Origin of the sequence: Enterobacter sp. Tr-810, from assembly GCF_011752765.1 — a bacterium.
GTDB lineage: Bacteria > Pseudomonadota > Gammaproteobacteria > Enterobacterales > Enterobacteriaceae > Enterobacter > Enterobacter soli.
Genome location: NZ_VWWW01000006.1, coordinates 205,797 through 221,860, shown reverse-complemented (window position 1 = coordinate 221,860; position 16,064 = coordinate 205,797). Strand labels below are relative to the sequence as shown.

Below are 16,064 nucleotides of genomic sequence, written 5' to 3'. Positions count from 1 at the left end.
TTCCTTACTGCGCCTGCACACGCAGCTCTGCTGCGCTACGACTACGGTGACCCAACAGTGCTTTAACATCGCTGGACTTCGGTTTAACCAGCGCGAATTTCGCAGAGAACGCCGGCCAGTTCGCCAGGATCTCTTCGCCGCGCGAAGAACCGGTATGCTGCACGTGTTCGGTAATCAAACCGCGCAGGTGTTCTTCGTGGATGGCCAGCGTATCAACGTCCAGCACTTCCACCAGTTCCGGGTTCACGCGTTTGCGGAACTCACCGTCTTCATCCAGGACGTAAGCAAAACCGCCCGTCATGCCTGCGCCGAAGTTCACGCCGGTTTTACCCAGTACGCAAACAATCCCGCCTGTCATGTATTCACATCCGTTATCGCCAATGCCTTCCACGACGGTGATAGCACCGGAGTTACGCACGGCAAAACGTTCACCTGCACGGCCTGCTGCGAACAGACGACCACCGGTTGCCCCGTACAGACAGGTGTTACCGATGATGCTCGCATCACAGCTGCGGAAGGCTGAACCCACCGGAGGACGAACCGCCAGCAGACCACCCGCCATGCCTTTACCCACATAGTCGTTAGCATCGCCGGTCAGGTACAGCTCAACGCCGCCTGCGTTCCACACACCGAAGCTCTGACCCGCAGTACCGCTGAAGTGAGCGGTAATTGGATCGGCAGCCAGACCCTGGTCGCCATGCGTTTGCGCGATGTAACCAGAGAGTGATGCGCCAACAGAACGGTCGGTGTTGCGGATATCGAACCAGAACGTTTTGCTCTGTTTGTCATCCACGTAGGCTTTTGCCTGTTGCAGCAGCTGCGCGTTCAGCACACCGTTATCGAACGGCGGGTTGTTCTCGGTGCAGTACACCGCTTTACCTGGATGTGGCTCGGCCGTTTCCAGAAGCTTAGACAGCTCCAGTTTCTGCTGTTTGGCAGTGAAACCTTCCAGCTCTTTCAGCAGGTCGGTACGGCCAATCAGGTCGACCAGGCGTTTCACGCCCAGCTGCGCCATCAGCTCGCGGGTTTCGCGGGCGATAAAGTCAAAGTAGTTGGTCACTTTGAACGGCAGACCATGGTAATGGTTCTTACGCAGCTTCTCGTCCTGAGTCGCAACACCGGTTGCGCAGTTGTTCAGGTGACAAATTCGCAGATATTTACAGCCCAGCGCGACCATTGGACCGGTACCGAAGCCGAAGCTTTCAGCGCCCAGAATCGCCGCTTTGATGATATCCAGACCGGTTTTCAGACCGCCATCCACTTGCAGACGGATCTTGTGACGCAGGCCGTTTGCCACCAGAGCCTGTTGGGTTTCCACCAGACCCAGTTCCCACGGGCAACCCGCATATTTCACGGAGGAGAGTGGGCTTGCGCCTGTACCACCGTCGTAACCGGCAATGGTAATCAGGTCGGCATAGGCTTTTGCCACACCGGTAGCGATGGTGCCGACGCCCGGTTCGGAAACCAGCTTCACGGAGATCATCGCTTTCGGGTTAACCTGTTTCAGGTCGAAAATCAGCTGCGCTAAGTCCTCGATAGAGTAAATATCGTGGTGCGGTGGCGGGGAGATCAGCGTCACGCCCGGCACGGAATAGCGCAGTTTGGCGATGTACGGCGTGACTTTATCACCCGGTAACTGACCGCCTTCGCCCGGTTTAGCGCCTTGAGCGACTTTAATCTGAATGACGTCGGCGTTGACCAGATACGCTGGCGTAACGCCAAAGCGACCGGATGCCACCTGCTTAATACGGGACACTTTGTTGGTGCCGTAACGGGCAGGATCTTCACCACCTTCGCCGGAGTTTGAGTTCCCGCCGATGCTGTTCATGGCTTCCGCCAGGGCTTCGTGGGCTTCCGGGCTGAGAGCACCGATAGACATTGCTGCGGTATCAAAGCGCTTGAACAGCTCAGTCGCAGGCTCAACCTCGTTGATGCTGACGGCTTCATCACCTGGATTCACTGCCAGCAGGTCGCGAAGCGTCGCCGCAGGGCGGTTGTTAACCAGCTCAGCGTACTGCTGATAATCACTGTACTCGCCGCTCTGTACGGCCTGTTGCAGGGTGCGCACCACGTCCGGGTTGTAGGCGTGATATTCACCACCGTGGACGTATTTCAGCAGGCCACCCTGATCCAGCGGCTTACGTGCCAGCCAGGCGCGTTTTGACAGGTTCACCAGGTCCTGTTCGAAGTCGGTGAAACCGGCCCCGCCGATACGGCTGATCACGCCCTGGAAGCACAGTGACGCCACGTCATCGTGCAGGCCAACGGCTTCGAACAGCTTCGAGCAGCGGTAAGAGGCAATCGTCGAGATGCCCATTTTGGACATGATCTTGTACAGGCCTTTGTTGATGCCGTTACGGTAGTTCAGCATCACAGCACGGTACTCTTTGTCGATAGCGCGGGTATCAACCAGACGCGCCAGCGTTTCGTAGGCCAGGTACGGATAGATTGCGGTCGCACCGAAGCCTAACAGCACGGCAAAGTGGTGCGGGTCGCGTGCGCTTGCGGTTTCAACAATAATGTTGGCGTCGCAGCGCAGGCTCTTGTCGACCAGACGCGTCTGGATAGCACCCACGGCCATTGGCGCAGGTACCGGCAGGCGGTCTTTCGCGATATTACGGTCGGACAACACCAGCAGAACGGTACCATTGCGCACCATCTGTTCGGCTTTGTCACACAGCGCATTCACCGTCTCTTCGAGGCTCGCTTTGGTCACGTCGAACGTGATATCGAGCGTGTCGGCGCGGTAGTGCTCCTCTTTCATGGTGGTGAGCTGTTTGAAATCGGAGTACAGCAGGATCGGCGATTTAAAGGTCAGACGGTGCGCCTGGCCTTCGGCTTCGCAGAAGACGTTCATCTCGCGGCCGATGCTGGTGGCCAGTGACATGACGTGTGCTTCACGCAGCGGATCGATTGGCGGGTTGGTTACCTGTGCAAACTGCTGACGGAAGTAATCGTAAATGATACGTGGCTGGCTGGAGAGCACGGCAAACGGGGTGTCATCGCCCATGGAGCCAACGGCTTCCTGGCCGTTTTCACCCAGCACGCGGATAACGGAATCCAGCTCTTCAGCGCTGTAGTTAAACTGTTTCTGGAAGCTTGCCAGCGTATCGTCGTCCATTTCGCGACTGCCGACATCTTCATCAGACAGGTCTTCGAATGGCACAAGGCGACGCACGTTTTTCTCCATCCACTCTTTGTACGGATGGCGGCTTTTCAGGTCGTGATCGGTTTCAGCGGAGTGCAGGATACGCCCACCGCGGGTGTCGATAACCATCAGCTCACCCGGGCCAACGCGGCCTTTTTCGACCACTTCGTCAGGCTGGTAATCCCAGATACCGACTTCAGAAGCACAGGTGATGAGTTTGTCTTTGGTGATGACGTAGCGCGCCGGACGCAGACCGTTACGGTCCAGGTTACAGGCAGCAAAACGACCGTCGGACATGACGATGCCCGCCGGGCCATCCCACGGCTCCATGTGCATGGAGTTAAAGTCAAAGAATGCGCGCAGCTCCGGATCCATATCCGGGTTGTTCTGCCAGGCTGGTGGCACAAGCAGACGCATGGCGCGAACGATATCCATCCCGCCTGCCAGCAGCAGTTCCAGCATGTTATCCATTGAGCTGGAGTCGGAGCCGGTTTCGTTGACGAACGGCGCTGCATCGTGCAGGTCAGGGATCAGCGGGGTCTGGAACTTATAGGTACGGGCGCGTGCCCACTGGCGGTTACCGGTAATGGTGTTGATCTCGCCGTTGTGCGCCAGATAGCGGAACGGCTGAGCCAGCGGCCAGCGTGGAACGGTGTTGGTGGAGAAGCGCTGGTGGAACAGGCAAATGGCCGATTCCAGACGCAGGTCCGCCAGGTCCAGGTAGAAGCGCGGCAGGTCAGCCGGCATACACAGACCTTTATAGATGTTCACCAGGTTAGAGAGGCTACAGACGTAAAACTCTTTATCTTCCTGGAGACGCTTTTCAATGCGGCGACGGGCGATAAACAGACGGCGTTCCATATCACGTGGACGCCAGCCCGCAGGCGCGTTAACAAAAATCTGTTCGATACGAGGCAGCGAGGAGAGGGCGATTTCACCGAGCACCCCTTCGTTGGTTGGCACATTGCGCCAGCCGACAATCGACAGGGTTTCACGTTGAAGTTCTTCTTCGACGATGCGGCGTGAGGCAGCCGCTTTTTCAGGATCCTGATTCAGGAACAGCATCCCGACAGCGTAGTTTTTGGCTAAACGCCAGCCGCGTTCTTCCGCAACGATACGGAAGAAACGATCGGGTTTTTGCAGCAGCAGGCCGCAACCATCACCGGTTTTACCATCGGCAAGGATTGCACCACGGTGCTGCATCCGGGCCAGTGCGTGAATGGCAGTACGCACTACCTTGTGGCTAGGTTCGCCTTCTATGTGGGCGATCAGGCCGAAACCACAGTTATCCTTCTCAAGGGATTTATCGTACAACATATCAGTGAACCTCCCCAGGCTCGTCGGGCTTCCCACTGAACTTTACCGTGGCGCACAGGCACAGAAAGAGCATGGCGACGGGGTTTGCGTTTCATACGCGTACCTCGCATTCGCCCTCTTTTCATCCTTTCGCGCAGGTAAACAAGTTTGAGGACTTGCTTCAGAGGGAATCTCAATTACTGCATAAATATGATGAGCAGGCCGCTCATCCAGAAAGCTTCCAGCGGATTTCCAACTTATCGGGAATTGGTACACAGGTCAAATGGCAATCTTATTTATACAAAAATGTGCTAAAGAGGTGTTAATCAATTGAATATAAAAGATATTTAACTATTTTTACATCTGCTAAACGTCCTGGGAAGTCACTGCGGAGTGTGATCTGACTCACTATATGAAAGCGGTATTATCAATGCAGCGTGCTGAATAGCGGTTTTTTGGCAGGATTTTAATCTGGTACTGGCTTTAAACCCGCATAAAGCCACTGTTTTTCAGTGTTGATAGCATTAATGAAAAAAACAGTCAGAACATAAGGAAAAGTAATTACGTCATCCGTGAATGAAATTGCAGTAATCTTGATTATTTATTCAAATAGATAAAGGCCGTCCAGGGCGATTGATCCAGGTCATCGCCGACAGAGGCTAAAAATGGCAGGCTTGTCCCCTTTCTCCGGGACGGTCTATCAGATTATGCAGTTACAGAAATTAGTCAATATGTTTGGTGGGGATCTTTTGCAACGCTATGGGCAAAAGGTTCATAAGCTGACGCTGCACGGGGGTTTTAGCTGCCCGAATCGCGATGGCACCATTGGGCGTGGTGGCTGCACGTTCTGTAACGTGGCCTCCTTTGCCGACGAAGCCCAGCAGCATCAATCCATTGCCGAGCAGCTTTCACATCAGGCAAGCCTGGTGAACCGCGCAAAGCAATATCTGGCCTATTTCCAGGCCTACACCAGCACCTGGGCGGAAGTGCAGGTGTTACGCTCGATGTATCAGCAGGCCGTAAGCCAGGCCAGCATTGTGGGGTTGTGTGTGGGGACGCGTCCGGACTGCGTACCGGAAGCCGTGCTCGATTTGCTCTGCGAATACAAAGATCAGGGTTATGAAATCTGGCTGGAGCTGGGGTTACAAACCGCAAATGATAAAACGCTGCACCGGATTAATCGCGGGCATGATTTCGCCTGCTATCAAAAAACCACGCGCCTTGCCCGCGAGCGCGGGCTGAAAGTCTGCTCGCATCTGATTGTCGGTTTACCAGGGGAAGGGCAGCAGCACGGGCTGGAGACGCTGGAAAAGGTGGTTGAGACGGGCGTGGACGGTATCAAACTGCATCCACTGCATATCGTGAAGGGCAGTATTATGGCGAAAGCCTGGGAAGCGGGGCGGTTAAACGGCATCGAGCTGGAGGAATATACGGTCACTGCAGGGGAGATGATCCGCCACACGCCGCCGGAAATTATTTATCACCGCATTTCCGCCAGCGCCCGCCGTCCAACGCTTCTGGCACCGCTCTGGTGTGAGAACCGCTGGACGGGGATGGTGGAAATCGACCGCTATCTGCATGAGCAGGGTGTACAGGGATCGGCACTTGGCCGCCCGTGGATTCCCCGTCTACCGGCGGCGACCGCCTAACAAGCTCCCTAACATGCCGCGGACAATCTGGTTGGTGACCTGTCGCGCGGCGCTTTTTGCCATCGTCTGGACTACGCCATCACGTTTACCCCCACGCGGCCCGGTGCTGCCAAACAGAATATCCTTCAGCCCACCCAAAATACCGTCATCCACGGCAGAAGGCTGGCCGCTGGTGGTCGTGGGGGCATTCTGCGCCTGCGTGGTTGCCTGTACCCCTTTTTGCAGCATTTCGAACGCTGATTCACGATCCACTTCGTCTTCATACTTGCCGTAAACCGGCGAGTTGTTAATCAGGCCGTTGCGCTCATCGTCGGTGACTGGCCCCATGCGTGAGCAAGGAGCGATCACCATCGCGCGCTCCACCACCGACGGGCTGCCTTTTGCATCCAGAAATGAGATTAACGCTTCGCCGGTACCTAATGCCTGAATCGCGGCCTCAGTATCAAATGCCGGATTGGCCCGCATGGTCTGGGCAGCCGCTTTGACCGCTTTCTGGTCTTTCGGCGTAAAGGCGCGCAGAGCGTGCTGGACGCGGTTACCAAGCTGTCCAAGCACGTTATCGGGGATATCGGACGGGTTTTGCGAAACAAACCACACGCCAACGCCTTTAGAACGGATCAGGCGGATGACCTGCTCAATTTTGTCCAGCAGCACCTGCGGCGCATCGTTAAACAGCAGGTGCGCCTCGTCGAAGAAGAACACCAGTTTTGGCTTGTCGAGATCGCCCGCTTCCGGCAGTTGCTCGTAAAGCTCTGAAAGCATCCACAGCAGGCTGGCGGCATAGAGTTTCGGCATCTGATACAGCTTTTCTGCACTCAGAATATTGATGATGCCTTTGCCGTTGCTGTCGGTACGCATCCAGTCTTTGATATCCAGCATTGGCTCTCCGAAGAAATGCTCAGCGCCCTGTTGCTCAAGGGTCAGTAACCCGCGCTGGATGGCTCCGACGGAAGCGCTGCTGATATTACCGTACTGGTTCTGGAACGATTTGGCGTTGTCGCCGATGTACTGGGTAATGGCGCGCAGGTCTTTGAAATCAAGAAGCAGCAGCCCCTGGTCATCGGCAATACGGAAGATGATATTCAGTACACCAGACTGCACATCGTTCAGATTAAGCAGGCGAGCCAGCAGTAAAGGGCCAAGGTCGGATACCGTCGCCCTTACCGGATGGCCTTTCTCGCCGAAGATGTCCCACACGACGACCGGGTTTTTATGTGGCTCCCAGTCAGTGATGCCAATATTTTTCAGCCGCTCGATGAGCTTTTCTGACGCCGTACCTTCCTGAGCTACCCCGGTTAAATCGCCTTTTACATCGGCCATAAAGACCGGAACGCCAATGTCTGAAAGGGACTCAGCCAGCTTTTGCAGGGTAACGGTTTTACCCGTCCCGGTGGCGCCGGTGATCAAGCCGTGGCGGTTCGCCATTGCAGGCAGCAAAAACAGCTCGTTATCCAGCGTCCGGGCAATTAACAGTGGTGTACTCATGATGAACGTCCTCTCTTTGTCCTGGGTGGAGTATAGGCAACCTGGCGGCACTATGACTCAGTAAATTCCTTACTTTGCGGCGTATTATCCAGTGCGGACTATGCTTTTGCATACGGTTCACAACATTTCAGGAAATTATGTCCAGATTCTTCTTTAACGACCGCAAACAGCTGGTCAACGACGCCATTGAAGGCATTTTGATTTCTGCTCCGCACGGCAACCTCGTCAAACTCGATATCGACCCGGCCATCCGTGTGGTGGCACGCAGTGACTGGGATAAGAGCCGTGTGGCGGTTATTTCTGGCGGCGGTTCAGGGCATGAACCGGCTCATGCCGGGTTTGTCGGAAAAGGGATGCTGACGGCGGCGGTTTGTGGCGACCTGTTTGCTTCACCCAGCGTGGATGCGGTGCTGAATGCTATTGTGGCAGTGACGGGCGACCGGGGCTGCCTGCTGATTGTCAAAAACTACACCGGGGATCGCCTTAACTTTGGCCTGGCAGCGGAAAAAGCCAAACGCTATGGCCTGAAGGTCGAAATGGTTATTGTCGCAGATGACATCGCCCTGCCGGATAACAAGCAGCCACGCGGCATTGCGGGCACGGCGCTGGTTCACAAGATTGCGGGTTACGCCGCCGAGCACGGCAAATCGCTGGGTGAGGTGCGGGACATTGCGCAACAGGCCTGTGACAACCTCTGGAGTCTGGGGGTGGCAATGCAGACCTGCAACCTGCCGGGCAGCGACGATGAAGAGGGGCGCATCAGAAAAGGGCATGTTGAGCTGGGGCTGGGTATTCACGGTGAACCGGGGGCAACGGTTGTTGATACGCAAAACAGCAAAGAGATTATCGACACGCTGGTCAATGCGCTAAAAGCGCAGGCTGGTGAGGGGCGATTTGCGGTACTGATCAATAACCTCGGTGGCGTGTCGGCACTGGAGATGGCGCTGCTGACCAAAGAGCTGGCGCATTCCGCGCTGAAAGAGCAGATAGCCTGGCTGATTGGCCCGGCGCTGCTGGTGAGCTCGCTGGATATGAAAGGTTTTTCTCTGTCGTTGTTGAAGCTTAACGACCTGTTCGAAAAAGCGCTCCATGAAGACGTCGAGACGCTGGGCTGGCAGAAGCCGGTGGCGTTTGCGCCATTGCGTACCGTTGCGCACAGCGCCATTCATGACCGCGTGGAATATACCCCGTCGGAAAATCCGCAGGTGGCGGGCTATGTGTCGGCGGCTACGGACACGCTTTCCGGGCTGGAAAACCGGCTGAATGCCCTCGATGCAAAAGTCGGTGATGGTGATACCGGTTCGACCTTTGCGCAAGGCGCGCGGGATATTGCGCAGTATCTGGAGGCGGGGAAACTCCCGCTTAACGATCTACCGACGCTGTTGTTGCTGGTGGGGGAGCGGCTGGCAACGGTAATGGGCGGATCGAGTGGCGTATTAATGTCGATCTTCTTCACGGCCGCCGGGCAAAAGCTTCACGATGGTCAGCCGCTACCCGAGGCATTGCTCAGCGGGCTGGCGCAGATGAAGCAGTACGGCGGGGCCGACCTCGGCGATCGCACGCTGATCGACGCGCTGCAGCCGGCGCTTGAGGCGCTGCAAAAAGGCGATCTTAAGGCTGCGGCACAGGCGGCACAGGCAGGTGCTGACGTGACGGCGAAGATGGTAAAAGCGGGAGCTGGGCGTTCGTCGTACGTGAATAAAGAGAATCTGGACGGAGTGACCGATCCGGGGGCGGTTGCAGTGGCAGAAGTGTTTAAGGCCATGGTAGAAGCAAAACGGTAACAACCGTTACCGTTTTTAGTGTTTGCGCCCTCTCCCCGTGGGAGAGGGTTGGGGTGAGGGCATCAGGCCGCACATTCCCCGGCATTGTCACATCAGAAATCCGCTTTCAACACCACACGGTAACGGGCTTTGCCGTCACGAACGTGCTGGATAGCTTCATTGATTTTCGACATCGGATACAGCTCGGTTGTTGGCGCTACTTTGGTGCGTCCGGCAAACTTCATCAGCTTGCGCAACTCGAATGGTGTGCCGGTGGCCGAGCCAGACACGCTACGATCCCCGCCGATCAGCGTAAACGCCGGAACTGGCAGTGGCTTCATCACGGCGCCGACGGTGTGGAAGTTACCGCCGTAGGCCAGCGCTTCAAAGTACGGCTGCCAGTCAAGATCGACGTTGACGGTGTTGATGATCAAATCAAACTGACCCGCGAGCGCGTTCAATGCTTCCGGATCGCGGCTGTTCACCACTTTATCCGCACCCATCGCCAGCACTTCTTTCTCTTTCGCCGGATTAGAGCTAAATGCCGTAACCTCGCAGCCCATTGCGTGCAGCAGCTTGATGGCGATATGGCCCAGACCGCCAATACCGATCACGCCAACGCGGCTGGTGGCGGTGATATGGTGCATCAGCAGTGGTTTGAACACCGTAATACCGCCGCACAGCAGCGGGCCTGCGGATTCGATATCGATGCTGTCCGGCAGCGGAATAACCCATTGCCAGTCGGCACGCAGTTTATCGGCGAAACCGCCTTTGTTCAGGATAGTCGGCGTAGCGCCTTCCAGGCAGTTGATCTGATTGCCGCTGATGCAGGCATCACAGTGACCACAGCTGCGTGCCGTCCAGCCGATTCCCACGCGCTGGCCGATCTTCAGGCCTTTATCCTGCGCAGCGGTTCCGAGGGCGACGACGCGTCCGATCACTTCGTGTCCGGCAACCAGCGGATAGCTGGAGAAGCCCCATTCATTGTCGATCATGGAGAGATCTGAATGGCAGATCCCGCAGTAATCAACCTGCACTTCGACGTCTTCAGCTTTTAAATCGCCCGCATCGTACTCGTACAGTTCAAGTTCTGCACCCGCCTGCGGTGCGGCGTAGCTTTTTATCTTCGACATCGTTTTTCCCCCGTTATGGTGTGAACTGAGAGTGTAGAGCATTCAGTTTACAGTCGCTTAACAGAAGACGGCAGGAACGAAATTTACAGATTTTTCAGCATTCTGACTTCGCAATCAACATGGCCGGTACAGCCAAGCGGCGCATCAATATGCTCGAAGCCCAGATGTTCATACAGGGCGATAGCTTCTTTGAGGAAGGCGGTTGTTTCGAGGTAGCAGCGTTTAAAACCTTGAGCACGCGCGTGTTCAAAGGCCAGCAGCGCCAGTTTCTTCGCCAGGCCTTGCCCACGAACCGTAGGCAGAAAATACATTTTCTGGAGTTCGCAAATATCCGGTTCACTACAGCTGAGTGGCGCAACACCGCCACCGCCCACGACCTTGCCGTCCTGCTCGATAACCCAGTAGGCATGGCCCGGCTGGCTGTATAGCTGGAACAGCTCATCCAGGTTGGGGTCGGCAACCGTATAGCCTTTATCGGCCGAGAGGCCATACTCTGCTGAAACCGTACGGATGACGGAGGCGATAGCCGGGTTGTCGTTGGCGGATATCCGGCGGAGTGTAGGGAGGGACTGCTTGGAACTCATTTTGTTACTCAATCGAAAAACAATTCATCATAGTGATATTTGATACCACCCTCTTTTCTATCATGCAAGGTAGATATTACCACTGAGAATTTTTTTCATCATTAATTGGCGAATTTCGTCGTGTGGCTCAATTTTTATTAATTGTATTTAGATTAATTTTTCCACCTTGATTTTAAGCTTCATTATATTATTTGTCAGGGTGATGAATTATGAATAGGGATATGCATTTAGTTATGTCTCTGCCACGAGAGATATTTTCCACACTCCATCGCTTTGAGGATTATCATATTGATGATATGAAGTATGGTGATTTGAACGATTGGGACTTTCAACAACTGGGGCTGCAGGATATTTCTGCTCGTGTCGACCCATTCAGGTTTTTGCAATTTGATATGGAAGCTACTTTTAACATCCATGCTTTGAGTTTTGGCCATCAACAACCGCAAGGGAGGCTGATTAGTCGCCAACATTGTGCAGATATCATGTTTGATGAGATGAAAGAACTGTCAGCACAATTCGCGAAAGGGTTATATTCCCCTATTATTGGGGAATTGATTGATCATTTTCATTACGGTAATGGGCTACCATGGTCTGGTGGACTTCTGAATTGTGCGTATAAGGAGGTCATAAGGGGCGTTGGAACGAATGATATGTTGATGAAAATTCGGGATGAGGTCAATAAACAATTGCATACTAAACGGGACGCGCGCCTGGATGATTTCTTCTTTGTAAAACTTAACTCAGAAATGAAAAATTCTAAACTGCCAAAATTCAACCGTTATATCGACAGAGTAAATGGTTTGGGGGTAAGCGTACATGATATTTATGCGCAACAAATCAAACTGGTGCGTTTCCAGCGCTATGCCATGTCATGGGAGGGATTACTTTCTTTTCAAGGGCAGGATCATTTTGGCTTGGGCAGAGAGGATATTGCTAACGAACTCTATAAAAATTTTCGCTTCTTCCGCATCTGGTTTTTCCTGCAGAGGCATCGTGATTATGCATACAAACCCTTTATGACTAATTTAACTGCCCATGTGCATATTCAAGGGAGCGTATGAAGCCGAAACGTAATGTCATTATCGGTGGCCTGGTGTTGCTGATATGCGGTTATCTCCTCTGGGCTCAACGACCTGTGACAATCCTTCGGGCTGGTGAGAGATTTGAGTATGATCCTACCTTTTTTCATGGGCTTTATCCCAGTAGTAAACGTGGTTTTATTGATTTTGAGGCCTATGATATTGCAGTTAACCATTTTGCATTAACCGAGTGGGGGCGGATACACTGGTATCTGCAGCACAAAAATGAGCTGAAGGTAAAATACCATATACCAACAAGTGCCTCTTACTATATTGTTTTTTGGGATGTTGGTGGCGGGTTTATTGATGGTGAGAAATCGGGAGATGGTGATCTGTTTTGTTTTCCGCCACAAAAAAACACAAAAGAAAATTGTATTGAAAAAAATGTACTGCTAGTCGTGGAATTCGATGCGGGATCTTACGAAAGATTTTCTTTCAGCAATATAGAGTATTACTGGATAACTATGCCAGACGGGAAGCCGGTACGAATAAAAAATGCCTTATAAAAGAAAACGCCGAAGAGGGCCTCCGGCGTTTTCATAATATTACAGCGCTGCGATAATAGCCTGCTGCTCAATCAGCTTGGTCTTCGCATCAGCAAAGGCAACCAGACGTTCACGCTCTTTGGCGATGACCGCTTCCGGCGCGCGGGCCACAAAGCCTTCGTTCGCCAGTTTGCTTTCGATTTTGCCAATTTCCACATCGACTTTTGCCACTTCTTTCGCCAGACGGGCCAGCTCAGCGTCTTTGTCGATAAGGCCAGCCATCGGGATCAGCAGTTCTGCGCCATCGATGATTTTGGTCACGGATACCGGACCTTTGTCATCAGCAGGCAGCACGGTGATGTTCTCCAGACGTGCCATGGTTTGCAGGAAGGTGTTGTTCTCGGTGACACGACGAACGGCAGCTTCGCTGCAACCGCGCAGCAGCAGCTCAAGCGGTTTACCTGGCGCGATGTTCATTTCTGCACGGATGTTACGCACTGCAACGATCGCCTGTTTCAGCCATTCGGTATCGGCCGCTGCGGCTTCATCAACACGGGCTGCATCGAATTCCGGGAATGGCTGGAGCATGATGGTGTCTGCGTTGATGCCCGCAATAACCTTCACACGCTGCCAGATGGTTTCGGTGATGAATGGAATGACCGGATGCGCAAGACGCAGCAGACCTTCCAGCACGGTAATCAGCGTATTACGCGTACCGCGCAGTTCCGCTTCTGAACCGCCGTTCATGACCGGCTTAGCCAGTTCCAGATACCAGTCACAGAACTGGTTCCAGGTGAATTCGTACAGGATGCCCGCAGCAATATCGAAGCGATAGCTGTCCAGCGCGTCGCGGAACGCTTTCACCGTCTGGTTGAACTCGGCCAGGATCCAGCGATCGGCCAGAGACAGAGTCATCTCGCCGCCGTTGAAACCGCAATCCTGATCTTCGGTGTTCATCAGCACGAAGCGGCTGGCGTTCCACAGCTTGTTACAGAAGTTACGGTAACCTTCCAGACGCTTCATGTCCCAGTTAATGTCACGGCCGGTTGAGGCCAGTGCCGCCAGGGTGAAACGCAGGGCGTCAGTACCGTGAGGTTCAATCCCGTTCGGGAATTGCTTCTCGGTGCGCTTGCGGATTTTCTCAGCCAGCTGTGGCTGCATCATGTTGCCGGTACGTTTTTCCAGCAGGTCTTCCAGAGAGATACCGTCAACCATATCCAGCGGATCAATAACGTTACCCTTGGATTTGGACATTTTCTGGCCTTCATCGTCACGAATCAGACCGGTCATGTAGACGGTATGGAACGGAACCTGAGGTTTGCCATCTTCGTCTTTGATGAAGTGCATGGTCATCATGATCATGCGGGCAATCCAGAAGAAGATGATGTCGAAGCCGGAAACCATCACGCTGGTTGGGTGGAACTGACGCAGCGCATCGGTGTTTTCTGGCCAGCCGAGCGTGGAGAAGGTCCACAGCGCGGAGGAGAACCAGGTATCCAGCACGTCTTCGTCCTGACGCAGGGCAACGTCGGCACTCAGGTTGTTTTCCTGACGCACTTCGTCTTCAGTACGGCCAACGTAGACATTGCCTTCGTTGTCATACCAGGCCGGGATACGATGACCCCACCACAGCTGACGGGAGATACACCAGTCCTGAATATCACGCATCCAGGAGAAGTACATGTTTTCGTATTGCTTCGGCACGAACTGGATGCTGCCGTTTTCAACCGCTTCAACAGCCGGTTTCGCCAGCACGTCGGCACGCACGTACCACTGGTCGGTCAGCATTGGCTCGATAACCACACCACCACGGTCGCCGTACGGCACGGTCAGATCGTGAGGTTTGATTTCTTCCAGCAGGCCCAGTGCGTCAACAGCAGCAACGATGGCTTTACGTGCAGCAAAACGTTCCAGTTTCTGGAACTCTGCCGGGATATCGCTTGAGTAAACGTCAGTTTCTTCGCCTTTGGTATCGTACACTTCTGCGCTTTCACGGATATCACCGTCGAAGGTCAGAATGTTGATCATTGGCAGGGCGTGACGACGACCGACTTCATAGTCGTTAAAGTCGTGCGCCGGGGTGATTTTTACGCAGCCGGTGCCTTTTTCCATGTCGGCGTGTTCGTCGCCCACAATCGGAATACGGCGGTTAACCAGCGGCAGCACCACGAATTTACCGATCAGATCTTTATAGCGCGGATCTTCCGGGTTAACGGCCACGCCGGTATCGCCCAGCAGGGTTTCCGGACGGGTCGTTGCCACAACCAGGTAGTCTTTACCGTCTGCGGTTTTCGCGCCGTCAGCCAGCGGATAGCGGATATGCCACATGGAGCCTTTAGACTCGCGGTTTTCCACTTCCAGGTCAGAGATTGCGGTGCGCAGTTTCGGGTCCCAGTTTACCAGGCGTTTGCCACGGTAAATCAGGTCTTCTTTGTACAGACGGACGAACACTTCTTTAACGGCGTTGGAAAGACCTTCGTCCATGGTGAAGCGCTCGCGCTCCCAGTCCACGGAGTTGCCGAGACGGCGCATCTGACGGGTGATGGTGCCGCCAGATTCCGCTTTCCACTGCCAGATTTTGTCGATGAAGGCATCGCGACCGTAGTCATGGCGAGTTTTACCTTCTTCAGCGGCAATTTTACGTTCAACAACCATCTGGGTCGCGATACCCGCGTGGTCAGTCCCCGCCTGCCACAGGGTGTTTTTACCCTGCATACGCTGGTAGCGGATCATGGTGTCCATGATGGTCTGCTGGAAAGCATGACCCATATGCAAACTGCCGGTGACGTTCGGCGGCGGGATCATGATGCAGAAGGACTCTTTGCTTTCATCGCCGTTAGGCTTGAAATAGCCCTGCTGTTCCCAGTGCTCGTAAAGCGGCTGTTCGATATCGCGTGGGTTATATGTCTTTTCCATTATTTCCAGGTTGCCGTATTCAGGTTAAAACCAGCCAGGCGGTACGCTTTGTAGCGTTCGCGGGCAAGTTGTTTCAAAGTTTCTTCGTAGGGGACAAAGTCTACCACTTCTGTGAAAGCGGTGGCAAAATCTGCAAAATCGATGCGCAAGCTAATCAGCACATCACGCGCGCTACTGTTGCGCTTCTGCGGCCAGGCAATTTCGACCGGTGCGCCACCGCGCGGCCCTTCGCCAGACAAATTATGCGGAACAAAACTCTCCGGCGGGCGCGCCCATAGCGCTTCATCAAGGCGGATCGCCTGCTGCTCATCTTCGCAGGCAATCAGAACACGTTTGCCCGCGCGCCAACGTTCTGCGGCAATTTCACACACCAGTTGTTCAACGGCGTTCAGGCCATCCTGATGGGTGTCGTTGTCCAGAAGGTAGAACGTTGCATTCTTCATATATGGGGTTTCTTGTCGTGGATTTAAATGCAAAGCCGGGTGGCGCTACGCTTACCCGGCCTACGGTTGAGTGACGTTGTAGG

At 54.2% G+C, this 16,064-nt stretch carries 10 protein-coding genes; 4 read left to right on the top strand and 6 right to left on the bottom strand.

Annotation, left to right across the window (positions count from 1 at the left end; genetic code table 11):
- Nucleotides 1–4 precede the first annotated feature (4 nt).
- A complete protein-coding gene (gltB, locus tag F3J30_RS17615; RefSeq protein WP_041162137.1) occupies nt 5–4,465 on the bottom strand; it encodes a glutamate synthase large subunit in 4,461 nt (1,486 codons plus the stop codon).
- 686 nt (nt 4,466–5,151) lie between these two features.
- On the opposite strand from gltB, the gene F3J30_RS17610 reads away from it, so the two are divergent.
- Nucleotides 5,152–6,093, top strand: coding sequence for a TIGR01212 family radical SAM protein (locus tag F3J30_RS17610; RefSeq protein ID WP_166718078.1), 942 nt, complete (start codon nt 5,152–5,154; stop codon nt 6,091–6,093).
- Here the strand turns inward: F3J30_RS17610 and F3J30_RS17605 are convergent.
- The gene (locus F3J30_RS17605; protein WP_166718048.1) at nt 6,073–7,578 is read right to left on the bottom strand and encodes a helicase HerA-like C-terminal domain-containing protein; all 1,506 of its coding nucleotides are present in this window, start codon (nt 7,576–7,578) and stop codon (nt 6,073–6,075) included. The genes F3J30_RS17610 and F3J30_RS17605 overlap by 21 nt on opposite strands.
- A 137-nt stretch (nt 7,579–7,715) precedes the next feature.
- On the opposite strand from F3J30_RS17605, the gene F3J30_RS17600 reads away from it, so the two are divergent.
- Nucleotides 7,716–9,362, top strand: a complete 1,647-nt coding sequence (locus tag F3J30_RS17600; RefSeq protein ID WP_166718047.1) for a dihydroxyacetone kinase subunit DhaK — start codon at nt 7,716–7,718, stop codon at nt 9,360–9,362.
- A 92-nt stretch (nt 9,363–9,454) separates the two neighbouring features.
- On the opposite strand, the gene F3J30_RS17595 is transcribed toward F3J30_RS17600, so the two are convergent.
- Together F3J30_RS17595 and F3J30_RS17590 are read right to left on the bottom strand one after the other, a co-directional pair.
- Complete coding sequence (locus F3J30_RS17595; protein ID WP_014071966.1) at nt 9,455–10,474, bottom strand: NAD(P)-dependent alcohol dehydrogenase; 1,020 nt, start codon at nt 10,472–10,474, stop codon at nt 9,455–9,457.
- Between the two features lie 83 nt (nt 10,475–10,557).
- Nucleotides 10,558–11,058, bottom strand: a complete 501-nt coding sequence (locus F3J30_RS17590) for a GNAT family N-acetyltransferase (RefSeq protein WP_166718046.1) — start codon at nt 11,056–11,058, stop codon at nt 10,558–10,560.
- A gap of 209 nt (nt 11,059–11,267) precedes the next feature.
- Between F3J30_RS17590 and F3J30_RS17585 the strand changes: the two genes are divergently transcribed.
- Nucleotides 11,268–12,119 (top strand): DUF3289 family protein, encoded by an 852-nt coding sequence (locus F3J30_RS17585; RefSeq protein WP_166718045.1) that lies wholly within the window; start codon nt 11,268–11,270, stop codon nt 12,117–12,119.
- Nucleotides 12,116–12,643 carry a DUF943 family protein gene (locus F3J30_RS17580; RefSeq protein ID WP_166718044.1) on the top strand — a complete coding sequence of 176 codons (528 nt, stop codon included), beginning with the start codon at nt 12,116–12,118 and terminating at the stop codon, nt 12,641–12,643. The genes F3J30_RS17585 and F3J30_RS17580 overlap by 4 nt, the downstream gene beginning before the upstream one ends.
- 39 nt (nt 12,644–12,682) lie before the next feature.
- Here the strand turns inward: F3J30_RS17580 and F3J30_RS17575 are convergent, their stop codons facing one another.
- Both F3J30_RS17575 and holC read right to left on the bottom strand, forming a co-directional pair.
- Nucleotides 12,683–15,538, bottom strand: a complete 2,856-nt coding sequence (locus F3J30_RS17575) for a valine--tRNA ligase (RefSeq protein ID WP_166718043.1) — start codon at nt 15,536–15,538, stop codon at nt 12,683–12,685.
- Nucleotides 15,538–15,981 carry a DNA polymerase III subunit chi gene (holC, locus tag F3J30_RS17570; RefSeq protein ID WP_166718042.1) on the bottom strand — a complete coding sequence of 148 codons (444 nt, stop codon included), beginning with the start codon at nt 15,979–15,981 and terminating at the stop codon, nt 15,538–15,540. The genes F3J30_RS17575 and holC overlap by 1 nt, the downstream gene beginning before the upstream one ends.
- Nucleotides 15,982–16,064 lie beyond the last annotated feature (83 nt).